Below are 24,290 nucleotides of genomic sequence, written 5' to 3' on the forward strand. Positions count from 1 at the left end.
CGATACTAGGGCTGACACGCAGAGTGTTTGCAAACGAGGAGGAGTCCATATACGGACATTACAATCTAGCCGCTACAACGCAAAACTGCGCTAATTTACATTATGTCTAATAAGATCAAGCCGACCACAAAACGACGCAACACTTCCGATCCAAGCTTACTTTCCCTGAAGCCACAAAGTTCCCGCACGGCTACGAGTTCGACCAGTCACCAACGCCACCCGCTACAGCGCTCACAACGATCCCAGCCACCATTTGCTAAATGGCCTTCCCGCACCCGACACGAACCGCAAAATCCAAGCCGGACGTCGAAACGAAAATTACACGAAGCGCTAATCCAGCGCCTTCCTACAAACCCCGCCCAGCGACCCCATCAGCCGCCACTTAAACTCCTGTAACATAAGACAAACAACTATCGAGACGCCTGGACGCCAGCACGAAGCCATTCGTGCGCTACGCTCGCTGACGAAGCGAAGTGGATCGGGACCCCATGAGATGGCTGCAGGCCTCCGCAAGCAAGAATCTTATGCCCTTATCACCGTGTCTTTAGCATGGTGCGCGTTGGATCAGGCCCATGATGACGATAAACGCAGGCTGGCCGAGCAGGATTTGCGCGCGTCGATAGAAAGACTGGACATGATACAAGAGGCGATTCGCAAAGCCCGGCCATACAGCGGCGGCTTTACCAGGTGCGCCTCGTGCAGAAATATTTTTAGCGACGAAGGAAGCTATCTCGCACATTGGGCTTACATACAAGGTGAAGTCACCTGTGTATTTCTCCCGCCCCTTTTGATGGCCTTAGGGTTTATCGTCGAAGAACACAAGATCGGCGAACGTTTATCCCCTGATTACGTTCTCCGCCATCCTTTGTATGTCACATAGCCTGCGTGAAATTCTTTTCGATGCATCCGATTTCCACAGTCGCCCACGGACCTCTCAAGCCACCATCGTCGTTCGCTCACGCAGCGCGGTCCCGCTTGGTCTCAGCGGCCACAGTTCCGCGAGTTCGGACGCCGTGCTCTGCAACTTCGGGGCGATTTCCTCGATCTGCTCGGTCGTCATGCGAACACTTGGACCCGCAACGCTGACCGTGCCGAGCGCGGTTCCAAGACCGTTCACCCTTATCGGCACGGCAACAGCCGAAACACCAGGCTCGGCCTCGCTGACCGCAACCGCATAGCCACGCTTTTCCGTAAGCGCGAGTTCCTTCAAAAGGTCCTCGATAGACCGCACGACATTGGGTCCTTGCCGGTCGGCTTCGCCGAAGCCCATGCTGGCCACGATTTGAATCGCCCGGTCACGAGGCATCGAAGCGAGCCATGCCTTGCCGGTTGCCGTCGAGTAGACCGTGACTCTCCCAGTCGCGGAACTGGGTGGCTGGTAGATGAGACCTGCCGTCGCGCCCTGCGCCTGCGCGAGCCAGACGAGGGTGTCGCCGTCCGCAACGGCTAGACGCACGAACTCTCGCGTCTCGTGCGCAAGCCTGTCGAGTACCGGCTGACAGATGTTCGGAATGCCGGTGGCCGCGTAAAACCGCTGCCCCATCACCGCAAGGCGCATGGTCAGCCGATAGAAGCCGGTGTCGGGCTCCTTGGCAACCCAGCCAAGATCGACGAGCGTCGAAAGCAGCCGGTGTGCCCCGCTCTTCGGCAATGAAAGGCGCTCGGCGATTTCGCCGAGGGGCAAGGTGTTCGCGCCCTCGGCAAGGAGCGCGATGATTTCCAGACACCGTTCAGCGGGAACATGCGACATAGCGATCCAGACGTGTTGAGGTTGAAATTTCGCCGCGTGCGCCACTGACGACACATGCTATCTATCGGTCAGAAAAAACGAAGTGATGGATTCGATCTGACCGGTATGCATGTCCTTTCCGTTGACCCATGCACAGCCGAATCGCTGCGCATGGGCGATGAGCGCCGTCGGCTCTTCCGATAAAACCACATCGCCCACGAGCACGTCTTTCTTCAGCGGGCCGAGGTTGCCGGGCAAGCCGTCGCCCGCGGACATGCCAACCGGCGATGCGTTGACGATCAGGTCGAACTCGCCGCGTGCGTCCGATACGCCAGCAGCTCGCGTATGCGGAAACGCTTCGCTCAAGTTTCTTGCCACGATAACCGCGCGCTCGGCATCGATATCCAGAATGGAGATCGAAGCGACGCCGGCTTCGGCAAGCGCCGCGGCAATCGCGCTGCCCGCGCCTCCCGCCCCGAACAACAGTGTGCGCCTGCCGGAGACGCTCAAGCCCCGCGCCTCGACGCCATGCACGAAACCGGCGCCGTCGAACATGTCGCCGGTCCACGAACCGTCGGCCTCGCGCCGCAGCGCATTCACCGCGCCGACTGTCTTCGCGGCCACGCCGAGTTGTCGGGCAAACGCGCAAGCGCGCTTCTTGAACGGTGCGGTGATGAGCAAGCCGTCGAGGTTCGCAATCTCCAGCAGCGCGGGCAATGCGTCGTCGAAGCGATCTGCATGGACGTGCAGAGGGACGAGCACGGCATCGACGCCTTCCTGCGCGAAGCGCGCAGTATAGACCGCCGGAGATCGAACCTGCACGACAGGATCGCCTACGATGCCATAGACACGCGTTGCGCCTGAGATCCGAATGCTGTCCGCCATGTTCAGCCTCTCCCGCGCGATTCGTACCATTGCGCCACGCGCTGGCTACGGTGGCGACGCGCCTTGGCGCGCACGTCTTGCGCCAGGTTCATTACGCCCGGTTCGAAGAGTCTGGCATCCATCTCACGCAACTGCGACGACACCACGGGCCGAAAACCCATGTGGGCGACGACATCGCGTTCGGCATCCAGCCCCGGAGCGATCTCGATCAGCTCGAGCCCTTGCGGCCCGACGCGAAACACGGCCCGTTCGGTAACGAAAAGCGTGAGTTGCTTGCGTTGCTGACCAATCCGGGCGCTATAGCAAACCTGTTCGAGTTTCGGCACGAACTTCATGTGCCGCCCTTCCCTGCGAATGACGGTCTTCCCGTCCTCCCAGCCAATGTCGAGATCGCCCGCCGTGAGCGTTCCGCTGAAGATCACGCATTTCGCGTTCTGGCTGATGTTGATGAAGCCGCCAACACCGATGATCTTGTCGCCGAACCGGCTGATGTTCACATTCCCCTGAGCGTCCACTTCGGCAAACGAGAGGAAGGCGAGATCGAGGCCGCCGCCATCGTAGAAGTCGAACTGCGACGGTTGTTCGATCATCGCGGCGAAGTTCTGGGCGCCGCCCGAATCGCGACCCGTAATGGGCGCGCCGCCGATCAGTCCCTGCTCGTTGGTCAGATGCACCGCTTCGAGCAGCCCCTCTTCGGCCGCAACGGTGGATAGCCCCGTGGATACGCCCGCACCCAGGTTGCAAATCGCCTCGGGGAACAATTCCATTGCCGCGCGCCGGACGATGACCTTCCTCGGCCCGAACGGCAGCGGTCTGATCTGGTCGACAGGAACACGCAACTCGCCGGAATAGCTCGGGTCGTAGTCGGTCGCGTAGGTCTGGCGCTGTCCCGATTCCACCACGACGAAATCGACGAGAATGCCGGGAATCTTGACGTGCTTGGCGGGCAGCGTACCGTTTCGCGCCATGCGCTTCACCTGAACCACGACGATGCCGCCGGCGCGCCGCGTCGCTTGCGCCATTGCCAGCATCTCGCCGAATACGGCTTCCTGCTCCATTGTCACGTTGCCGTCTTCGTCGGCCGTCGTGCCCCGCAGGAACGCGACATCGACCGGAATGTGCTTGAAAAACAGCCACTCTTCGCCGGCAATCTCGGTCACTTCGACGAAAGCGGGCGGCGTGCAGGGGCTTTGCCGCGCACCCTGCTGCCTCGGGTCCACGAAGGTGTATAAGCCCGTCTTCGTGAAGAGACCCGGACGGCCGCCCGCCATCTCGCGCATCAATTGCGACAGCACGCCCTGCGGGAATGTGTAAGCCTCGATCTTGTCTTCCGCCGCGAGTCTTACGAGTCCCGGCGAATCGACGAGCGCGCTTGTAATGGCCCGTCGCAGCAAACCTTCGTGAGCGAGGCGCGATGCGCCCAGTTCGCCGCGGTCGCCCACACCCACGATGCTCACCGAGGTCAATCCAAGCGGCTTCCGTTCCGCCAGGAAGCGGCGCTCGACGGCAGCCAGAAGCGCCTCGGGCACGGAATGCCCGCCACCGGAACCGCTGATCAGGATGGCATCGTTATCGGCGACGAGTTGAGCCGCTTCGTCCGCGGTTATTCGTTCCATGGTTCGCTGATCGCTCCGTAATCGGGATGGGAATCGGTCTCGTCAGGCTGTCGCGCCGGTCATCGGTCGCGCCATTCGACGACCCGCTGCTCTTGCACGCCCAGGCCTTCGACACCCAGCCGCATGCGATCGCCTGGCTTTAGGTATTTCGGCGGTTTCATGCCGAGACCTACGCCGGGCGGCGTGCCCGTCGTCACGATGTCGCCGGGCATGAGACGGACGTATTGGCTCATGTCCGACACGAGTTTCGCGACCGTGAAGATCATGTCGTTTGTGTTCGAGTTCTGAATGCGCTCGCCGTTGAGTTCGAGCCACAAGCCGAGGTTCTGCACGTCCTCGATCTCATCGGAGGTAACGAGCCACGGACCGATGGGGCCAAAGGTCGGCGACATCTTCCCCTTCACCCACTGACCGCTGCGTTCGAGTTGAAACTCGCGCTCCGAGACATCGTTGCAGATGAAGTAACCCGCGATACGGCTCAGCGCTTCGGCTTCACTCACGTAGTACGCTTCCTGGCCGACGACGAACGCCAGCTCCACTTCCCAGTCCGACTTGACGGAATTTTTAGGCAGGATGACGTCGTCATCGGGTCCGCAGATGCAGGACGGCGCCTTGTTGAAGAGAATGGGGTCCTTTGGGATATCGGCATGGGTTTCGATTGCGTGCTGAACGTAGTTCAAGCCGACCGCGATGAAATTGCCGGGCTGCGCCACGCAAGGGCCGAGGCGCACGGACGCATCGACGAGGGGCAGCGTGTGCGGATCGATTGCGCGCAAGCGCTCGATGCCGCCGCTTGCAAAGAACGCGGGATTGAAGTCATCGCAATGGCCAGTGAGATCGCGCACGCGACCGTCGCCATCGAGAATGCCGGGTTGTTCCTGGCCGGGCTGGCCGTGTCGGACGAGTTTCATGTTCGGGTTGAGCGGGTTGAGTTCAGGATTGGTGCGAGGAAGCGCCAAGGCGGCAGATTTCAAGTGCATAGACGGCGGCGTCGGGCCTGATGTGCAAGCCTGCATCGCGCAAATGCGGAACGTCGATCAGGGCATGCACCTCGCTTGCGGCCTCTTCCGTCGATGCCTCGACGAGAACGATCCACGCCGGAACATCGAACTCGCGCGTGCGCGCCTCTTCGGTGTCGAAGAAGCTCGCCTGATCCGACGCGAAGAGATGACACGCGAGCACGCCGGTCGCGCGCATCGCCTGTGGAAAAGCCACGTCGCGCAGGTAAGCTTCCGGCGTGTTGTTCGCTGCGCCCGTCCGGTCGATACGAACGGCAAACAAATAGCCGCCGCTGCTCTCGCCGATACTGCAAACGGGCTGACAAACGGCTCGCGAGGTATTGCGAAAGTACGTGAGCGTCTTCGTGGTCGCGGGCGTCGGGGCATTGAGGCGCGCCATGTATGCGGGCGAAACCATGACGTCGAGATCGGCCGCCTCGTACATGGTCAACCACTCGGGCGAATGGCCTGCCCGGCGAAAACGCCTGCCGCGCCTGAAGCCAGGAATGGCGAGCCGCTCGGGAATGTGCTCCTTGTCGTGCCACGCGTAGAACTGCTCGCGCCCTTCGAATTCGATGTCGTTCCACACGAGAACGATGCCATGGCCTAGCAGCGCGGCGCTGGTCGCACCGGGCATGTCGTGCGTGGGCGCGCTGGCAGCAAGGCTATCCGGCGTGGTTTGGCTGTCGGGTTTCATCGTGCGAGGAACTCGGGTTCTCGTTTGGCAAAGAACGCGGCGACGCCTTCGTGAAGGTCGTGGCTGTCGAAGATCCTTTGCTGAACGACGGTTGAAAGCGACAACGCGGCATCGAGCGGCTGATCCTGCGCGGCATCGACGAGTTGCTTGGCCAGGCGGTTCGACAGCGGGCCGCGCGCGCAGATCTCGAGCGCCAGCGCGCGTGCTGTTTCGAGTGCGGCGCCCGTCTCCGCGATACGGTTGACGAGTCCCCAGGCCAGCGCTTGTTGCGCGCTGATCGTGTTTCCGGTGAAGAGCATCTCCTTCGCGCGAGCCGGGCCGATGAGCCGCGTCAGTCGCAGCGAACCATTACCTGCCAGACCGCCGAGACGCGACTCGGTCAGTCCAAGCACCACCTCGGCACGACAAACGCGAAGGTCGCACGCGAGCGCGAGTTCGAGGCCACCGCCGAGCGCGGGGCCGTCCATTGCGGCAATGGTCGGCGCGGGCAATCGGGCGAGGCGCCGCAGCACCATGTCCTCGAAAAGAATCTTTCTCTCGCTCGCGTCGGCGAAGATTTCCGCGAACTCCTTGATATCGCTGCCGGCGCAAAAGGCCCGCGCCGAGCCGCCGTGCACGATGACGCACCGCAGATCGGCTTGCGCCTCCAGTGCGTCGATCGCCTTGTTGAGCGAACGCAGCAGAGCGCGCGTGACGAGATTGAGCGGACCGTTCGAGAGCCCGATCTCCGCGACATGGCCGTTTATCCACAAGGTGACTTCGCTCGCGGCATCAGCGTGTGAGATGGGAGGCGAACCGGATTTGTCCATGAAAAGGTCTCCGTTCTTCACGTCTGCTCGCTGCGGGAACGCGGAACGTCGATACCGCGCAACACGCCCATGCGTGCGAAGTGGCCATAGATGCTGTCGACATAGCGCGCAAACTCCGGAGCGTCGCCGAGCACGATCGGCCGAGGGCGCGGCAGCTCGACGACGATCTCGTCCACCACTTCTCCCGGTGTCGGACTCATGACGAAGATGCGATCGGACAGTCCCACGGCTTCTTCGACGCTATGCGTGATGAACAGCACAGTGGGACGGCGCCGCATCCACAGTGCTTCGAGATCCATGCGAACCTGCAAACGCGTGAGCGCATCGAGCGCGCCGAAAGGCTCGTCCATGAGAATGAGCGAAGGATCGTGGACCAGCGTTCGAATCAGCGACACGCGCTGGCGCATGCCGCCGGAAAGCTGCCGGGGATACTTGTCGACCGCAGGCTGCAAACGCAACTGGTTGAAGAGCTCACGCGCCCGCGCTTCGATCCTGTCACGGGGCAATCCGCGAATGTCGGCCTGCAGGAGCACGTTTTCCATCGCCGTGCGAAAGTCGAGCAGCAAGTGATCCTGAAACGCGATGCCGACATCCGTCACGGGCCGGTCCACAGTCCGGTCGCCCACGACGATCGTCCCGTCGGAGCGCGCAAGCAGACCCGCGACCATGAGCATGAGTGTGCTCTTGCCGCAGCCCGACGGTCCCACGACGGACACGAACTCGCCCGCCTCGATGTTCATGTTGATTGGCTTCAGCGCGCGAAACGGCTTCTCCGTGTCCTCGCCGAAAGTCTTCGAAACGCTCTCGATGCGGATCGGCACACCGGCCGGCGTTATATCGTCGTGTACGGAAGTAGGCATGATCGGCTCGATGTCATTGATTCAGGCGGACTTCTCGACCGCGGCCAGCGGCTCCTTGGAGCACAAAAGCGCCTTGGTGCCCTGCTGCACGACTTCGCCGTCCTGATTCACGAGCTTCACGTCGAAGAGCGCGATGGCCTGCGTGGGCTTCGACTTGCTGTCGCGCAGCTCTTTGATCGCGTAGTCGACAAACATCGTGTCGCCAACGAACAGCGGCGCGACGAACTTCCAGTCATTGATGCCGAGAAAGGCAATCGCGGTCTCGCGCAACTCGCCGGTGCGCGCCCACATCAAGCCGTGCGCGTACGCGAGTCCAAGCATGCCGTGCGCGACGCGCCGCCCGAACTGGCTGGCTCTGGCGTACACATCACTCGTATGCAACTCCGAAAAGTCGCCCGTCAGTCCCGCGAACCCGACGAGGTCCGCGTCCGTGATCGTTCGTCCGGGACTGCGAAATTGCATGCCTACGTGAAGATCCGAGTAGCGGTATCCCATGTGTTTCTCGTTAGTCGTGATTCGATATCCGTCGTGCGAAAAAGTCTGTCCGAACGGACGGCTCATTTGCACGCGCGCAACTGGTTCGCCGGCGGCAAGAAGTCGTCCGTGTAGTACGTTTTCGGATTCTGTCCGGCGGGAAGCAATTTGACCTGTGCGAGCAGATCTTGCGTCCTGGTCCATGACGCATCCTCGGCCTTGCCTACGCTTTTGGCGCCGCCGCTGCAGAACAACGGCGTGATGGCGGCCAACTCGGCGGTCGCGAGCTTCTCGTTGACGTTGGGGAACACCGTCTTGAGATCCTTTACCGCCTTCGCCGGGTTATCCATGGCGAAGCTCCATCCTTTCAGGCTCGCGGCAACGAACTTTTTCACGAGATCCGGATTGGCCTTCAGATATTCGTTGGATGCGAAAATCGACGTGCTCACCGTCGGAACGCCATAATCCGCAAACCGGAAATTCACGAGTTCGGCGCCCTGGGCTTCGAGTTGCAACTGGTAGGAATCCATGGAACCTAGGATCGCATCGACCTGGCCTTGCAGCAGCGCGGGCACCATGCTTGCCACGGGCATGCTGATGAGCGTCACGTCCGACTCCTTGAGGCCATTTGCCTGCAGGAAAAGCGGAAGCATGGTCGTTTGCGAGGAGCCGGAAGGAACGCCCACTTTGTGCCCGGCGAGATCCTTGATCGATTTGATGCCCGACTTCTTCAATGCCGACACTTCGTTCGGGTTCGATTGATAGATCGTGGCGATGACTCGCATCGGCGCGCCCTTGGCAATCAGCTGGCTCACGGCAACAGCGTCGGCATAGGCAAGTTGAGCGCGCCCGTTTGCGACGAGTTGCGCCGTATTGCCGGAGCCGTTGCCTTCGGTCACTTTCACGTCGAGCCCGACCTGCTTATAGAACCCTTCCGCCACCGCTGCCGCAAAACCGGCGTTCGCGCCGCCTGCGGTCCAGTTCAGCTGGAAAGGAACCTCGGTGTCGGCGACGGCCGTCCCGCATAGACCCGTCGCGAGCGCGCAAGTCAAGATTACCGAAGACAGTTTGCCGATGGTGCTGCGCATAGTCGCGCTCCCTGTGTAGTTGGACCCGCTCGGTCCGTTTGTTGTAGGCGACTGGCCTTAGGCCAATGCGCGAGCGTTGACCTCAGTTGAACTTCGTACGTTGCCACGGCGTCATGGCCCATTCGGCGAATTCGACGACATAGTTGATCGCAATGCCGATCAGCGTGAGGACGGCAAGGACGGCGAAGGTCAGTTCGACATCCATCGTGCTGGTCCCGCGCAGGAGCACGTAGCCCAGACCTTTGTTCGAGCCGACGAACTCGGCGACGATTGCCGCGGTGGACGCGATCGTGGCGGAAGTCTTGATACCCGAGAAAATCACGGGCAGCGCCGCGGGAAGGCGAAGGAAGCGGAAGGTCTGCCAGGACGATGCGCCCATCGACTTCGTCAGATACAGCAAGCGAGTGTCGAGAATCTGGAATCCGCTGATGCTCGCGAGCAAGAGCGGGAAGAAGGTCATCAACACGGTCAAGAGCACCTTGGACTCCATGCCGAATCCAAGCCACACGAGAAAGAGCGGCGCGACCGCGATCTTTGGCACCAGCTGCATGAACATGAGCGGCGGATACACGATCTGCCGCGCAACTCGCGAAAGCGCGATTGCAAGACCAAGCGGGATGGCGGTCACCACCGTTACGCCGAAGCCCAGCAAAATCTCCGCGATGGTGATGAGCGAGTTCGACCAGATATCCCGCCAGTCGGTGACGATGCGCGCGAACACCCCCGCCGGGCTAGGCACCAGATAAGGCGGGATCTTGAACACAGGTATGGCAACCGCCCACAGCACGATGAGCGCAATGAACGTCGACGGTGGCAGGCATAGCCAGCCGATCCGCTTCGCGCGCCTTAGCGCCGCCGAAGGTGGATGGGTCGCCGGTGCTCGCGCCGATGCTTGATTCATGGAGAACGCTCCCGAAGCAGAACTTTTTCGATGCCTTGACAAACGGCGACCCGATGAAGATTCAGCGCCGTTCTTAGATTGAATGTCGTTCAATCTTGGTTGGTTGAACATTGGGGCAAACCCAGAGAACTGTAAGTTTGGGAAGGAACTTCGGTCGCTTGCGCCTAAGAGTGGCCGGTGAGCCTTACGCTGATATCTCAGTCGACGGCTTCATCGCTGGCGAAGCGGATTTCGATGATCAACGCCGTCGCTGCGCGCTGATGTACATGAAAATCGATGTGGGATTTGACGCAGATGGGTCGATGAATCTTGTTGTCGACGTTATTCCGCGCGGATTCGTTTCATCGTTCTATCGTCGCGGAAAGAAGTGCGCGGCATTGGAAAACGCGATGAGCAAACCAACTCACTGGGCCATCGCGCGCCGCAGTTTGATCGGCGCCCATCCCGTTTTAACGCCCAGAATACCCAGCAGCACCAGTCCCGCGCCAAGCCATTGACCCATGCTGAACTTGTGGCCGTAGACGATGTAGTCGAACGCAGCAGCGGACAGAGGGTAGATGAACGAAAGTATTGCGATCGCCTTGACGCTGAGTTTCTGATACGCGGAGAACACCAGGCAGTAAAGAAAAAACGTGTGAACGACGCCGAGGGTCGCGAGGCAAGCCCATTCGCTGGTGCTCGTCGGCAAAACCGAGAAATCGGCGAGCGGAGCGAGAAACAGCGAGCCCACCGCTGTCTGCACCAGGACGACGACAGCGGGAGGAACGCCCGCGGAAGCCTTAGACAACAACACTGTGCCGGCGTACAGCGCGGAGGCTGAGAGCGTCAGGACGACGCCGGCAAACACGTTCGAGCCCAGCATTAGAGCGCCATTGGCGGTCCCGACCAGGCAGACCAAACCGGCGAACGCCACGGCCGACCATAAGATGTCGTTCCGGCTTACCGCTTGCCGGAGGACCACGGCGCCGCCCAAAATCACCAGGAACGGGTTGACGTGGTAAATGACCGTAGCCAGCCCGATGTCGATAAGAGGATACGCTTTGAATAACAGCAGCCAATTTAGAACGAGAAAGATTCCCGAGACGATGATGGGCAAAAGCAGCCGGACTTGAAAATACTCTCGGCGGATAAGACCACGGGCAGCGCAATACGGAACCAGACAAATGAACGCGATAATACATCTGAAGAAAACGACGTTCGCGGGTGGCTGATTCGAGGAAACGACGAAAATGCCGATGCTCCCCGAAAGAAGCATGGCAAAGACAAGTTCCAAAATTCCGCGACGCTCTTTCATTGCCTTTCCCTGCTAAATTACCTGAAATCTACAGACTCCTTTTAATACCGCCCAACGAATTATCCTGATGGCGGCCATTCACCTTAGAGATGAGTTCGGCCGGAAGTAAAGGCACCTCGGACGGCCTACGTGAACGCTCTCCGCTGACTCATTCGCGTCGCTGATATGCCTAATGAAGTTTATGAATTGGCCGTTAGAAAGCACGCATACGAAAATTTGTCACAAGACGTTTCGCCTTTTGCGCGGGCGTATGTTGTGACGCGTAGCGTTCGCCTTGCGTGAGCGTTCCCAGATTCGTTGAAGTCGGAGGGAGCGACTGGAGCGACAGCGTATCGCTTGTCTCGTTTGCGCGTGAGGGACCTGAGAGAGCAGTCGATAAGCAAGCAGAGCCTTGTCTGCCCTGCGCCCCGGTCGGTCGCCAAGCCGGCCGGGGCGCAGGAATCAATCTTAGCTTCCCTTCTTCGTTATCGTGACTCGCGCGTTTTGGCATCCGTGAACAACCTTCTGTTCCTCTCCTTTCCGCACTTGCAGGCTTCGTCGGCGCGTGGTGCTAGTGTGTTTTCTCGATGCTGCTAAATTCGTCGATTTGCCCGCTTCGATTATTCATATGAACTCGTCGCTTTTAACCGCGATTGGACGGCTCATACGCATTTAAGCTATAGATTGACGCTCGACTTGTTACCGATTGCATTTGGGGCGCCCTCCGTAATTGAAGCTATTGTCGATTTTTCTTTCTTCAATGCAAAAATCAATAGCAGCTCTTGGATAAGCTGCGAGGCTTTACCTCATAAAGATCGATGCCGCCATACGACGCCCTTCACAGACGGCCATCTTTGGATCGCTCCCGTTCATCAACACTGAGCAACCGCTCATCAAGAAGCTTTGCCTTATTCAAAGGCCAAAATTGCTGAATATAACCTTGACGACGCCCCACCATTTTTGGCGTTGATAATATGATGGAGGTAAGCTTTGAGGACGCCTCGATTTTCGCGGTTTTCGTTTAGGCGCCACCGTGCGATCTACGGTGATAGAAGCGCCTGACGGGTTGCATCAGGTGAAGGTCCGTATCGAGCAGGTAAGAACTAAATTATTAATCATACTAAAACTAGGCGGCGGTGAATTTTATAACTGACCGGGCGGTTTTACGAGGTAAAATACCTGAATCCACTGACTATAACTTTCGTTATTTTGCGATTACAAGGTCGAACGGAGCAGACTCAATTACTGCGGCCGTGCAGATTCGAACTTGGTTAAGCACGTAAGGCGCACTGGATGTTTGATCGACATGAGAGAAATCGCCGTAGCCGACTTGGCGCACGCGTTGTTTAGGGAGAAGGCCAGGTGAGGCCACAAGACTTTGATTTAGATCTTGTCCGAGCTTTCGTTGCGGTCGCGGACACGCGCAACTTCACGCAGGCGGCCGCGCGTCTTCATCGTACTCAGTCGGCTGTGAGTATGAAGATCAAGCGTCTCGAAGAATCGATAGGCGAGCGCCTGTTCGAAAGAGACACCGTCGCCGTAACGCTAACCTCGATTGGCGAGCGGTTCGTCGGAATCGCCCAGCGGCTGATCGAAGCGCATGAAGACGCGTTTCTCTCGCTCAAGCATAGCCTTGCGGCCGGCAAACTCACGCTCGCGACTTCGGAAACATTCGCATCGTGCTTGTTGCCGCCCATTCTCGGCGCCATTGGGACGACGTTTCCCAACATCGAAATGGAAATCCGCTGCGGCCATAGCTGGAAGATGCTTGAGTCCATGGAGACTGAAAACATCGACCTGGTTATCGCGACGAAATATCCCTCCCGCCCCGACGGCGTGCCCTTGGGACATGAGCGTTTGATGTGGGTCTGCAAACAGGGTAGCGACGTCTATCAGCAAAAGCCTGTGCCGCTGGCGGTGTTTCCAGACGGATGCCTTTATCGGCGCGCGGGAATCGCAGCGCTCGACGCGAAAAAGAAAGATTGGCGCATTGCCTACACGAGTCTGAATCACGAGGGACTTCTCGCTGCCGTGGAAGCCGGCAGTGCCGTGTCGATCATGATCGAGAGCGCCGTGACCGAGCATCACCGAGTTTTGGAACCTTCGGACGGTTTTCCAACGTTGGAGCCGACCGCGATTGAATTGTATTCACGCCGATCCGATGTGTCACCGGTCGTTCGCAACGTCTCCGAAATCATCCGCAAGCATTTTGCGGCACGTCTGTGCGAGCGCAAAGTCAGCACCATACAGTCTTTAACTGCGCCGGCGATCATCGACTGACGAGCCGAGATAAGCCATCTGCGGATATCCGGGCTGACGGCTTCATCGCGCCTACTCGCCTACGCGCGGTGACAAAAAATGCGTCTTTGTATCGATGCCAGTACGGTGAGCCTTTAGGCGCGACACGCTTTTCGGCGGTCTCGTCTTGATACGGCTTCAGATTTCCGCTTCGCTCGCCGCGTCTGAAGTACCGGCATCGACATGCGAAGCTGTCTTAGCCATTCCATTGAAGACATGCGCGATCGCATTGTGAAGACCCCAGAACTCCTGGTAAGGAGGCCAACGTGAGTCACCCGATCTCAGGTCTTCTTCTCGTGCGTACGTTGCGGTAGTCCAGCGCAAGGTAGATGGCATTCGATGATGAAAATCGTGTTGCGATAGATCGCCGGGAATGACAAGCAAACGGACTGGCAAATGGTAAATCGCGTGTTCGACGGTCCATGCAATCCAGGACAAAACGTAAAGCGCGACATGCCTTTCGTCCCGCTCAGGAGTTCTTCGTCCGCAAAAACGCCCCCACGAATGCGTCGCATGGATGTACTTAGGCTGATCCCACCTTTGCGCCGGCACAAACCACGCGTGCTCGCTGATAAATTCAAGCAGCACGCTTATTTGGTAAAGAACAACGATTGGAAACAGCAGGCCGAAAACCAGCGTTGTTACGGGGCAGAGTTCAATTGCGCCCCAACACGCTAGTGCACCGCCAGCCGCAGCGACTGGCTTGAATTTCGGTGGCAGATTTCGAACCAGGCTCATGAGCCTATGCACGAAGAACGAGGCGTGGAATCGCGGCGACAGCAGAGTGACGAAGAGCTTAAGCCAGAGTGCCCTGACCGACATTCCAGACTTAAAGCCAGCGCGCCATAAAAAGGCGCCAGCCGGATCGCTGATTGTCGTGAATACGGCAGGCCGATGATGCTGGTTGAAGTGCTCTTCACGATAGTCACCCGCGGTCTGCGTCAGCGTCATTACTGCGAGAAGATCGGCGATGAAAAGATCACGAGAAGCTATCCCTTTAAAGCGACCGTGAATGCACTGGTGCGCGACCGTGCTGATCATGCGACGCGCTCCATTCACCGCCATGATCCAGCCGCACGATAGCGCGAGAATGAAGCACGGACCTCCGGTCTTGAAGGCAATGACGGCAAGCGAGAGACCTGTCAAATAAGTCGCCACCGCACTCAAGGCGTAAAGCGTCGGCGTCGGTTCGAAAAGAGGTGTTTGTCCGGGCGCCGGCTTTCCTGTCAACCAGGTCCAGAACCTGGCTGTCCACCACGGAAATACCTGATAACTTTCACGCGTCGAGGCCAATTTGCACCTCGTCTTGCAGCGTGAAGCGCTCGCCAACGCTGCGTTTGTCGCGGAGAAAACGAACATAGCGATCTGCCTTCGATCGCAACGAGGCGTCGCGCGAATGTTCCGCTACGTAAGGCAGCCACTCGAAGAACTCGGCGATATGCGCTTGCCGATAGAAATGGACTTTCGATAAAAGGCCAACCGCCTGATGAAAGTTTGCAAGAGTGAGCGTGGCGGCGAGTGAACGAAGCTCTTCCTGGAATGAATCACCCAAAGGCATTCGCTGCACGACTTCGGGTCTATTCACGACGTGCCCGGTTGAGCCCGCACCGGCATTGAATACGCTCTCGATGGGCAGCTTGTCCAAATCAAAGTCGAGACAAAGATTCAAGCGGCGCCCAGCCGAGTAATTGATGGCCGAATGCAGATTCGATGCATCGAGAAACCAGATCTCGTCTGGACGCATGCGAAAGACCGTGTCGCCATCGGAATGCAGACAGATACGATTCGTCAGTAACGGTACATGCACACGAGTCCATGGCGCAGCCGCGAATTCCACAAAATCTCTGTGGGGAACCAACACGCCGTCGCCAAGCGAATGAATTCGAGCAAGTCGAAGCAACGACGTGTCGAACGTCGCGCTTATCCAATCGTTGAGCGCAGGGAGAAGATTCCCGCGTGATGTCGGCCTGACCGATGACCCGCGTTCTAGCACGACGCCATCGTCGTCGCTTCCTGTTTGATTCCAGATGACGAAGCTCTTCCAGTCTCCGAAGTGAAACTCGCTGTAGTGCTTGTTGTCATCGGTAAAGCTAAGAACTGCGTTGAGTTCGCACGGAGCCATAATAAAGTGCGACTTACCAATTATTCGCGAATTCATCGATTGTTTAGGCCGAGTTGAGCCAGCAGTCGAGCATGAAAACTCGACCGCAACGAGCGTTTGAATGGAGCTGCGCGAGCGCCCTTGTCGCAAGAATCTTGCTGCGAAAAGCGCGCGGCGTGGGCGGGACTTTTTGAAGTACTGCTGGGTCAGTGGCTTTTAACGGACATCATCTCGCGGGCGACCGCATTCCAAAAGCGCTCGAAAAGTTGCAGGTGCGTGTTGAAGCCTGCGGTTAATCTCGTGAGCGCGTCTGTGTCCGATACGAATTGCTTCGCCGCGCTGAGGGACTCGACTTTGTGTTCTTTCTCTGTAGCGCCGATGTGTGCGTAAAAGTACTCGCAGGACTCGTGAAACTCGTCCTCTTCTTCCCATAGGTCCTTGTAGACCAAAGCTCCGTCATAGAGTTTTCGGAGCATCGTGTACGCCTGCCATTCGAGCGCCAGTTGTGCTCCAGCGGCAGTTGCATTGTCATCGCCATAAAGACGCTTTTCTCCTTCGATGAGCGCCTGCGTTTCCGGCAGAACCTTCAAGTCATGTTGAACCGAAGCCCAATCGAGACGAGAACCTTCTCCAATCTTGCGACCGAGATCGCTCAACCAAGCGTCGAAGAGAATCGAGTGGACCTTCTCCGGATTGCCGTATCCCATCTCCGAATACAACGTCTTCGCGTATTCCGCTTGCGCGACCACGTTGCGCGTGCTGCTTATCATCACCGCCAAGACTTCTGGGAACGCGCGATTGAATTCGCCGTAGTTTCTCGCAAAGATTGCGATCTGCCGTGCGTTCAAGCGCTCACGGGTCCATAGAGAGTAGAAGTCGTTATCGAGCGCTCCACTCGACATGGCGGATCGGGCTAATGCTTCTAGTTCGTCGGAGAAGTTCTTTGTCGACAGACGTGCCGACCCGTCCCGAACGCTCGTGCGATCAAGCATCTCAGTTTCCTTTTAAATCAAATAAATTCGTTTACTTTCAATGACTTAGACAACACGCGCAGTTTCCACCGCCAACCTGTCATAGCGCCAACAAAAGTTATTGATAAGGTTGATGACGGTTTCTGATGACCGTGAAGACGCCTTGATGATGGGAGTGCTCGAACGTTGCTGCGTGACTCGGATTCACGGCGCGCGAAACCCGGCGCATTCGAATGGCAATGGAGACCTGCGAGCTTAAACACGATCCAGACGGGAGTAGCATGGCCGAGCATCGACGCGCCGAGAGCGGAGCACTGTGCATGCGACCCTGCGCGATCGATGTGAGCCGGAACCGATTCTTCCTGACCTGCATGGAGTGACGAATGGCCTATCACAACTATCACAAGCGCAAGATCGCCAATCAGGATCTGCATCCCGAAACGCAAATGATGTCGTATGGTTACGACCCGTTTCTTTCGGAGGGTTCAGTCAAGCCACCCGTGTTTCTCACATCGACTTTCGCGTTCCGCACGGCCGAAGACGGTGCGGCGTTTTTCGATATGGTCGCCGGGCGCAAGCCTTCGCCCGATGGAGAGAGCGCCGGTCTCGTCTACAGTCGTTTCAATCACCCCAATCTCGAGATTGTCGAGGATCGTCTCGCGCTGCTGGACGGCTCAGAAGCCGCCGCCGTCACGTCTAGCGGCATGGCGGCGATTGCCGCGATCCTGTTCGCGTTCCTCCGACCCGGCGATTGCGTCGTGCAGTCCGCGCCGCTCTATGGCGGCACCGAAACTTTGATCTCCAAATTCCTTCCTGACTGGGGTATTCGTTCGCACGTGATTGCCGATGGCCTTTCCCGTGAAGCGATTTCCACCGCACTGGAAGCGGCAGCGAAGAAAGGCCGTGTCGGCATGTGTTACGTCGAAACGCCGGCCAATCCGACCAACGCGTTGTTCGATCTCGACGGTCTGCGTCAGGAAATCGATGCGTTTGAATCGCGGCATGGCTATCGCCCTCTTTCCGTATGCGACAACACTTTGCTCGGGCCGTTGTTTCAGCAACCGGTAAATCAAGGCATCGACCTGAGCGTGTATTCGCTGACCAAGTACATCGGGGGGCATAGCGATCTCGTTGCGGGAGGCGTCACCGGCAGCAAACCTCTGATCACGCGAGTTCGCGCGATTCGCGGCACGCTAGGATCACAACTCGACCCTCACTCCTGCTGGATGATCACGCGTTCGATGGAGACCCTCGTTTTGCGGATGGAGCGCGCAGCGCAGAGCGGCACGGCCGTCGCGCGATGGCTCGCAAACAACCCTTTCACACCGATCGAGGTGCTGCATTCCGAACTCATCGACGACCCGGTTTATCAGACGGTGTATCGACGTCAATGCAGCGGGCCGGGATCGACATTCGCATTCGTTCTCGACGGCGGGCGCGAACAAGCATTCAAGCTCATCAACGGACTCGGCTTGTTTAAATCGGCCGTGAGTCTCGGTGGCACGGAGTCGCTTATTTGTCACCCGGCATCGACGACACACTCTGGTGTTCCCGTTGAAGTACGCGCCGCCGCGGGCGTGTCAGAAGGACTCATTCGTGTGTCGGTAGGGCTGGAGCATCCTGACGATTTGATCGCCGATCTGTCGAATGCTTTAGGGCAATGCTGAAGGCTCATTGTTCTTCATGATCCATTTGAACTTGGGCGCCTCGATCCAATTTGTGCCGGAGACGGTGTAGGCGGACAATGCCAGTTTTGTTGGCTCACGAAATACGACGTAATTCACGAGAAACCTGTCTTCTAAGTCTAGTCGATTGGACATTATTTTTATAATGTCGCTAGGGTGGCTCAACCGTCATCGGAGGCGTTGCTTCTGTCTGTCGCCAGCTATGAAAGCTGGCGATAGTCAACGCGCCCTCTAATGCGCACCTGCAAACATTCAAGCAAAATGCGATGGCACATCCCCGATGCTGTGGATCGCCGCGTTTGCTTCGGTCGTCGACTCCTTGAAGCGTTGCGCAATACCGTTTGTTGGAAGCGACGTGACGCAGAAAGAGCGACCTTTTGTGGATCGTCAACATCAGAATCGCAACACGCATCGAACTATCGTCCATGCCGAAACCATGCTTATCGAAGCCTCCGCTTCATCGCGATGTCCCTGACGACGTCTACATGTGGCTAGTTGAAATCGACGTAACCGCGTCGTTGACGGAAGCGGCCGCCGGCGTCTTGAACGCCCAAGAACTCGCACGCGCGAGTCGCTATCGGCATCCGGCCGATGCCGCGCGCTTCGCCACCGTACGCGCCGCCTTGCGACACGTGTTGTCTCTCACGCTGGATGCCGATCCCGCAGGCCTCGTCCTCGAAACCGACGCGAATGGCCGACCCTTTCTCGCAATGCCTCACGCGCCGGATTTCAACGTCTCGCATTCGGGTGCTTATGGACTGATCGCCTTATCGGCATCGCGGCGCGTGGGCGTGGATATCGAAGAGACGCGGTCTTCGCTCGACTGGCTCGAACTGCAGTCCGCCGTTTTTGCCGATGCCGACCGGCGCGCTCTCGATGCACTGCCCGAACTTGCTTGCAGCGCAAGCTTTTTCGCTTGCTGGAGCGGCAAGGAATCGGTGTTGAAGGCACGCGGCGAAGGCCTGGTTAGCGCACAGTTCGGTCTCACCAGCTTTTCGGTGCTGCCTTGTCTGGAGGGCCGCTTCGCCGTATCGAGCGCGGCGGGCGATATTCGCGCCGCGGCGCTCGATGCGCCGGCAGGCTACGTCGCCGCCGTCGCGTGGTCTTCAGCATCGATCGTGTCATAGCACAATCTCAAAAGCGCCCGCTTCGACGCCCTTCCAAAACCGTCTCGACCACCCCGGGCGACTTATCGATATCCTGTTCCGTGAATGCAAAACGCGTCCGCTCCTTGCGCGCGTAACGCTTCGTGCCATCGCGATAACGCGGAGATGCCGGATCGTCCGATTCGGAATGCGCGAGCAAGGTGTCAGCCTGCGGTCCATTTGCGCCGAAGCCGACCACCTGCACATAGCTATTGCCATGTGCATCGCGATCGAGCAGCAGGCCGTGCTTAACGAGGTCGTGCGACGGACACGCCACCATGGAAATAAACTTTGGAATCGCAACCGCCGTAGAGCGGGATTTTCGTGTTGTCATCGAGCGCATAAAGCATTTCGCCGCGCGTCGAATCGAACGCGAAACCATTCGTCTCCAGCGCCACCGCCGCCGCCGCGAGCGCCTGCGCGATCGCCGGGTTATCCGTTCTGAGGCCAGCAGGCGTCGCGAGCGGACGCGCAGGATCGAATGCTTCGGCATAAAGCCGCGTGTCCGGAATATCGCTTGCACGACGTTTGTCGTAGGGTGGCAATCATCTTGACGTTGCCCTTCCAACAATGTTATCTATCATTTGTAGGGCCACCAAAACCGGTCGCGGCGCTGGTCGTTTACCCGTGCCGGGGAACGCTTCCAGCGTGTGCGCACGACCCTGATACGTGTCTGCTGTTTGTGAGGACGGCTGATGTGTGAGCGATATACGAGATCGTTGCTGGCCGGATGTCGATCCACAATCAGCACGATTGCCGCGGCCTCGCTTCTGCTTTTCGGTAACGCGTCGCGCGCCCAAAGTTCCGCGGATGACGCAAACAAAAGTAACAACCCGCTCAATCTCGCGGCGTCGTTCAACATTCAAGACTATTACGTGCCGAGCGTACATGGCGCGCACGCACATACCAACGACTTCCTGCTGAGACCAACCGTTCCCGTCGGTCCCAACAGCATCGTGCCGGTGCCTGAAATTTTTCGATTGACGGCACCACTCAGCACGAGGCCAGATCCAACCGGCGGCTACAACACCGGACTGGGCGACATCAATCTCTTCGACATTTTTCTGCTCAGTCAGGGACAGACGCAGATCGGCATTGGCCCGCTCATCACTTTGCCGACAGCGACCGACCCGAGCCTCGGAAGCGGCAAGTGGCAGGCCGGGCTCGCGGCGGTCGTGGTGAACGCGAATAAAGCCCGGCTCATCGGTGCGTTGGTTCAATGGCAGCATTCATTCGCCGGACAGAGCAGCCGGCCGACGGTTCAGTCGTTAACGGCGGAGCCGTTCGGCATTTTCAATCTCCCCGATGGTTGGTATATCCGGTCGACGGGAATCTGGACCTTCGATCTTCAGCACGGCAGCTACTACATCCCTGTTGGCCTGGGTGCCGGAAAGGCGTGGAAAGGCGGATCGACTATCTACAACGCGTTCGTCGAACCTCAATATTCCGTTGCTCACTCGGGCGCAGGTGTTCCGCGCTGGCAAATTTTCGCGGGACTCAATATGACTTTCGGAAGATAGACGGCAACGTCAAAGGACGAGACGCCATGCATCGAGTCATCACTCGTTTCGGGACGATTGCGCTGAGCCTGTTGTTTCTCGCGCCCGGCGCTTACTCGCAAGATACGGTCAGTCCGGAGGAGGCGCGCGGCATCGCCAAGGATGCGTTCATCTACGCCTACCCGATGCTGTTCAACTACAAAACAATGTATGAGCAAGCGGTCGACCCCAAGTCGAAGAGCTATGTAGGCGGCTTCGGCAAATTTCGCAATTACTCGCAGCCCTATAGTCCCGAGAACAAGGACATTGTCACGCCCAACAACGACACGCCTTATTCCTGGGCGTGGCTCGATTTGCGACGGGAACCTTGGGTGCTGACCGTGCCGCGTGTCCCTGACGAGCGCTACTACGTGTTCCAGTGGATCGACCTTTTCACGTACAACTTTGCATATGTCGGCTCGCGAACCACGGGCAATGGCGCGGGTCATTATCTTTTTGCAGGGCCGAACTGGCATGGCGAAACGCCAAAGGGTGTTGACAAGGTGTTTCGTTCGGAGACGGACTTTATCTTAACGCTCGGCCGTACCGCCCTGAACGGTCCTGAGGACGTTAAGAGCATGCAGGCCGTGCAGAAAGGATACCGGGTCACGCCGCTCTCTGCCTTTGAACACGATCATGCTCCCGCTGCAGCGCCTAAGCTCAACTTTCCGGTTTGGAACGAGGCGAAGGCAACGTCTATCGACTTCATCGCCTATCTGAATTTCTTGCTGCAGTTCACGCAACCGCCCGCACCGTCCGAAGCGGAACTCATGCGGCGCTTCGCCAAGATTGGCATTGCGCCGGGCCGGCGTTTCGACGCATCTGCCTTGTCGCCGGACATGAAGCAGAGCATCGTGGCGGGCGTCGCGGATGGAAAAGCCGCGCTCGACGATGCCATGAAGCACACGACCAGTTCCTATGACCTCTTCGGCACGCGGGACGACCTTAAGGGAAACTATCTGACGCGCGCCGTGGCTGCCGCGATGGGAATTTACGGCAACACCAAGGAAGAGGCGGTGTATGTCGGCACTCGACTGGGTGCCGATCACCAACAATTGATGGGCTCGCAACCTTACGTCGTTCATTTCGACAAGAAAGATCTGCCGCCTGCACGCTTCTTCTGGTCAATGACAATGTACGACTTGCCAGGCCGGCACCTCGTCGCGAATCCCATCAAGCGATACTCAATCGGCGACCGCACCAAAGGCATCAAATACGGTGCCGATGGCTCGCTCGATATCTATCTACAGCACGCTTCGCCTGGAGCAGACAAGGAATCGAACTGGCTGCCAGCCCCAAACGGCCCCTATGATGTCATCGCGCGAATCTACGGACCAGACCCGTCGGTCTTTAATGGAACGTGGAAATTTCCGGTTCCGCAGAAGCGTTGAATTCGACTGATTGGACGGTTGATCAACACTATGGGAGCGTGCTGTGAAGAAGCCCACGGCGGTGCACGTGGCACGCTCTCGGCATTGGCCCGATGGTCACACGATCGGGCACAGTCAGTCACGCCAGTGTCAGCGTCGCTTCGGCGGGTCGACGAATTTCAAGTAAGCCGTCATCCGAAGGGAATCTCATGCAACTCTCGATGAGCGCGACATTTCAGTAGGACATTCAGGTAAGCGACGTTGCCGTCTGCTGTGAATTGAACCGTACTTCAAAGAAAAAGGGCTTCGCGATGAAAAGAGCACGTAAGCTCGTCTCTCTTGTGACTGCCGTGACCAATTTGCCGATGGAGTCGTGCTGCGCGCTGCAACGGCGCAGCGCGACTGCAAACAACAAACGAGCCATCGCGGCCGCACTGATTGCAGTGACACTAACCGCCTGCCACACGACTCACTCGATCAATTCGTCCCAGCCGCCAACGAAGCTTGCGATTACTGCCAGTACGAATGAAATTCGAGCCGTCGCCAAGGACGCGTATATCTATGGAACACCCATGGTCGCGACCTACACGACCATGTACGCGTTCTCGATCGATTCAAGCAACCCGCAGTACAAAGGTCCTTTCAACACCATCCTGAATATCTCTCGGGTTTTCACGCCGGACGACACTGCCTTCGTCACACCGAACTCGGACACACCTTACTCGTTCGCCGGCCTCGACCTTCGCGCCGAGCCGGTTGTCATCACGATCCCGCCAATGGAGCCGAAACGCTATTTCGTGTTCCAACTGATGGACCTTTATACCTTCAACTTTGCCTATATCGGCACTCGCACCACTGGTAATGGTGGGGGCAATTTCTTGATTGCCGGACCCAACTGGAAGGAAGCGCCGCCGCCCGGTATCACGCAGGTTATCCGCTCAGAAACCGAGCTCGTTAGTGTCGTTGGCCGCACCCAGCTCTTCAACCCAGGCGATCTCGATAACGTCAAGACAATCCAGGAAGGCTATCGGGTGCAAACTCTTTCTTCGTTTGCTGGTAGCGCGGCCCCGCCCTCGGCACCCTCGATTCAATGGATCAAGCCATTACGACCTGACATGCAGCACACGTCGCTCGAGTTCTTCAACCAACTCGCGTTCGCCTTGCAGTTCACGCCAGTCAACCCAACGGAGAGCGACTTGCGAAGCCGGTTCACGACGATTGGAATCGTTCCGGGACGACCGTTCGACGTCGGCGCGCTTTCCGAGGAACAGAAAGCGGCGTTGCTCTCCGGAATGGAAGACGGTCAGAAAGAGATCGACTTAAAGCGCGCGTCCCTTGGTGGGAAGACTGACACGTTATTCGGAACACGCGCGTACCTGAAGAACGACTATGTTGCACGGGCTACAGGTACGCAGGTTGGGATCGGCGCGAACTCGCGGGAGGAGGCGCTCTATCCGATCCTCGAAAAGGATTCGAGCGGCCAGCAACTTGACGGCAGCAGGCATCGGTATACGTTGCACTTCGAGAAAGGCCAACTGCCACCCGTCAATGCGTTCTGGTCGATGACCATGTATGCCTTGCCAAGCCAGTTGCTGGTGAAGAACTCCATCGATCGCTACTTGATCAATTCTCCGATGCTGCCTTCGTTGAAAACCGATCGCGATGGTGGTACGACGATCTACGTCCAAAGCACATCACCCGGCAAGGCCAAGGAGGCAAATTGGCTACCCTCGCCGGCCGGCCCTTTCATGGTGACAATGCGGTATTACTGGCCCAAGCCTGAGCTTCTAAATGATCAGTGGCACACACCAGAACTTCGGCAAGCACCCTAGAAAAAAAGAATCTCATTTGC

At 58.2% G+C, this 24,290-nt stretch carries 22 protein-coding genes; 7 read left to right on the forward strand and 15 right to left on the reverse strand.

Annotated elements, in window-relative coordinates; all coding sequences use genetic code 11:
* Window positions 1-493 precede the first annotated feature (493 nt).
* Window positions 494-880 (forward strand): hypothetical protein, encoded by a 387-nt coding sequence (locus NCT04_RS32235; protein ID WP_250469891.1) that lies wholly within the window; start codon window positions 494-496, stop codon window positions 878-880.
* A gap of 54 nt (window positions 881-934) precedes the next feature.
* Here NCT04_RS32235 and NCT04_RS32240 read toward each other — a convergent pair whose 3' ends face one another.
* From NCT04_RS32240 to NCT04_RS32290, 11 genes are all read right to left on the reverse strand, one after another.
* Window positions 935-1,750 carry an IclR family transcriptional regulator gene (locus NCT04_RS32240; RefSeq protein WP_250469892.1) on the reverse strand — a complete coding sequence of 272 codons (816 nt, stop codon included), beginning with the start codon at window positions 1,748-1,750 and terminating at the stop codon, window positions 935-937.
* Between the two features lie 57 nt (window positions 1,751-1,807).
* On the reverse strand, window positions 1,808-2,614 hold the full coding sequence (locus NCT04_RS32245; protein ID WP_250469893.1) for a shikimate dehydrogenase family protein: 807 nt from the start codon (window positions 2,612-2,614) through the stop codon (window positions 1,808-1,810).
* 2 nt (window positions 2,615-2,616) lie between these two features.
* Complete coding sequence (locus NCT04_RS32250; RefSeq protein ID WP_250469894.1) at window positions 2,617-4,230, reverse strand: acyl CoA:acetate/3-ketoacid CoA transferase; 1,614 nt, start codon at window positions 4,228-4,230, stop codon at window positions 2,617-2,619.
* Window positions 4,231-4,289: 59 nt separating this feature from the next.
* On the reverse strand, window positions 4,290-5,141 hold the full coding sequence (locus NCT04_RS32255) for a fumarylacetoacetate hydrolase family protein (RefSeq protein WP_250469895.1): 852 nt from the start codon (window positions 5,139-5,141) through the stop codon (window positions 4,290-4,292).
* Between the two features lie 22 nt (window positions 5,142-5,163).
* Window positions 5,164-5,925, reverse strand: a complete 762-nt coding sequence (locus NCT04_RS32260) for a hypothetical protein (RefSeq protein WP_250469896.1) — start codon at window positions 5,923-5,925, stop codon at window positions 5,164-5,166.
* Window positions 5,922-6,734 carry an enoyl-CoA hydratase/isomerase family protein gene (locus tag NCT04_RS32265; RefSeq protein ID WP_250469897.1) on the reverse strand — a complete coding sequence of 271 codons (813 nt, stop codon included), beginning with the start codon at window positions 6,732-6,734 and terminating at the stop codon, window positions 5,922-5,924. The genes NCT04_RS32260 and NCT04_RS32265 overlap by 4 nt, the downstream gene beginning before the upstream one ends.
* A 17-nt stretch (window positions 6,735-6,751) precedes the next feature.
* Window positions 6,752-7,594 carry an ABC transporter ATP-binding protein gene (locus NCT04_RS32270; RefSeq protein WP_250469898.1) on the reverse strand — a complete coding sequence of 281 codons (843 nt, stop codon included), beginning with the start codon at window positions 7,592-7,594 and terminating at the stop codon, window positions 6,752-6,754.
* Window positions 7,595-7,615: 21 nt separating this feature from the next.
* Window positions 7,616-8,089 (reverse strand): MaoC/PaaZ C-terminal domain-containing protein, encoded by a 474-nt coding sequence (locus NCT04_RS32275; protein ID WP_250469899.1) that lies wholly within the window; start codon window positions 8,087-8,089, stop codon window positions 7,616-7,618.
* Window positions 8,090-8,151: 62 nt separating this feature from the next.
* Window positions 8,152-9,156 carry an ABC transporter substrate-binding protein gene (locus tag NCT04_RS32280; RefSeq protein WP_250469900.1) on the reverse strand — a complete coding sequence of 335 codons (1,005 nt, stop codon included), beginning with the start codon at window positions 9,154-9,156 and terminating at the stop codon, window positions 8,152-8,154.
* 82 nt (window positions 9,157-9,238) lie between these two features.
* Entirely contained in the window at window positions 9,239-10,057 is an 819-nt protein-coding gene (locus NCT04_RS32285) for an ABC transporter permease (protein ID WP_250469901.1), read from the reverse strand.
* Window positions 10,058-10,460: 403 nt separating this feature from the next.
* The gene (locus tag NCT04_RS32290; RefSeq protein WP_250469902.1) at window positions 10,461-11,351 is read right to left on the reverse strand and encodes a DMT family transporter; all 891 of its coding nucleotides are present in this window, start codon (window positions 11,349-11,351) and stop codon (window positions 10,461-10,463) included.
* A 1,341-nt stretch (window positions 11,352-12,692) separates the two neighbouring features.
* Between NCT04_RS32290 and NCT04_RS32295 the strand changes: the two genes are divergently transcribed.
* Window positions 12,693-13,610: a LysR family transcriptional regulator gene (locus NCT04_RS32295; RefSeq protein WP_250469903.1), complete on the forward strand. Its 918-nt coding sequence runs from the start codon at window positions 12,693-12,695 to the stop codon at window positions 13,608-13,610.
* Between the two features lie 156 nt (window positions 13,611-13,766).
* Here the strand turns inward: NCT04_RS32295 and NCT04_RS32300 are convergent, their stop codons facing one another.
* The 3 genes from NCT04_RS32300 to NCT04_RS32310 form a co-directional block, all read right to left on the reverse strand.
* Window positions 13,767-14,921 carry a fatty acid desaturase gene (locus NCT04_RS32300; RefSeq protein WP_250469904.1) on the reverse strand — a complete coding sequence of 385 codons (1,155 nt, stop codon included), beginning with the start codon at window positions 14,919-14,921 and terminating at the stop codon, window positions 13,767-13,769.
* On the reverse strand, window positions 14,905-15,750 hold the full coding sequence (locus NCT04_RS32305; protein WP_250469905.1) for an aspartyl/asparaginyl beta-hydroxylase domain-containing protein: 846 nt from the start codon (window positions 15,748-15,750) through the stop codon (window positions 14,905-14,907). Before NCT04_RS32305 ends, NCT04_RS32300 begins: the two co-directional genes overlap by 17 nt.
* A 185-nt stretch (window positions 15,751-15,935) precedes the next feature.
* Window positions 15,936-16,721, reverse strand: a complete 786-nt coding sequence (locus NCT04_RS32310; RefSeq protein WP_244831408.1) for an iron-containing redox enzyme family protein — start codon at window positions 16,719-16,721, stop codon at window positions 15,936-15,938.
* 362 nt (window positions 16,722-17,083) lie between these two features.
* Between NCT04_RS32310 and NCT04_RS32315 the strand changes: the two genes are divergently transcribed.
* Window positions 17,084-18,367, forward strand: a complete 1,284-nt coding sequence (locus NCT04_RS32315) for a cystathionine gamma-synthase family protein (RefSeq protein ID WP_250469906.1) — start codon at window positions 17,084-17,086, stop codon at window positions 18,365-18,367.
* Window positions 18,368-18,810: 443 nt separating this feature from the next.
* The gene (locus NCT04_RS32320; protein WP_250469907.1) at window positions 18,811-19,512 is read left to right on the forward strand and encodes a 4'-phosphopantetheinyl transferase family protein; all 702 of its coding nucleotides are present in this window, start codon (window positions 18,811-18,813) and stop codon (window positions 19,510-19,512) included.
* 7 nt (window positions 19,513-19,519) lie between these two features.
* Here NCT04_RS32320 and NCT04_RS32325 read toward each other — a convergent pair whose 3' ends face one another.
* Complete coding sequence (locus NCT04_RS32325; RefSeq protein WP_350030051.1) at window positions 19,520-20,023, reverse strand: penicillin acylase family protein; 504 nt, start codon at window positions 20,021-20,023, stop codon at window positions 19,520-19,522.
* Window positions 20,024-20,249: 226 nt separating this feature from the next.
* Between NCT04_RS32325 and NCT04_RS32330 the strand changes: the two genes are divergently transcribed.
* The 3 genes from NCT04_RS32330 (at window position 20,250) to NCT04_RS32340 (ending at window position 24,270) form a co-directional block, all read left to right on the forward strand.
* Window positions 20,250-21,050 (forward strand): hypothetical protein, encoded by an 801-nt coding sequence (locus NCT04_RS32330; RefSeq protein ID WP_250469908.1) that lies wholly within the window; start codon window positions 20,250-20,252, stop codon window positions 21,048-21,050.
* 26 nt (window positions 21,051-21,076) lie between these two features.
* The gene (locus NCT04_RS32335; RefSeq protein WP_250469909.1) at window positions 21,077-22,459 is read left to right on the forward strand and encodes a DUF1254 domain-containing protein; all 1,383 of its coding nucleotides are present in this window, start codon (window positions 21,077-21,079) and stop codon (window positions 22,457-22,459) included.
* Between the two features lie 290 nt (window positions 22,460-22,749).
* Window positions 22,750-24,270, forward strand: coding sequence for a DUF1254 domain-containing protein (locus NCT04_RS32340; protein WP_250469910.1), 1,521 nt, complete (start codon window positions 22,750-22,752; stop codon window positions 24,268-24,270).
* Window positions 24,271-24,290: the final 20 nt, after the last annotated feature.

This window comes from Caballeronia sp. GAFFF2, from assembly GCF_023631485.1.
Classification (GTDB): Bacteria; Pseudomonadota; Gammaproteobacteria; order Burkholderiales; family Burkholderiaceae; genus Caballeronia.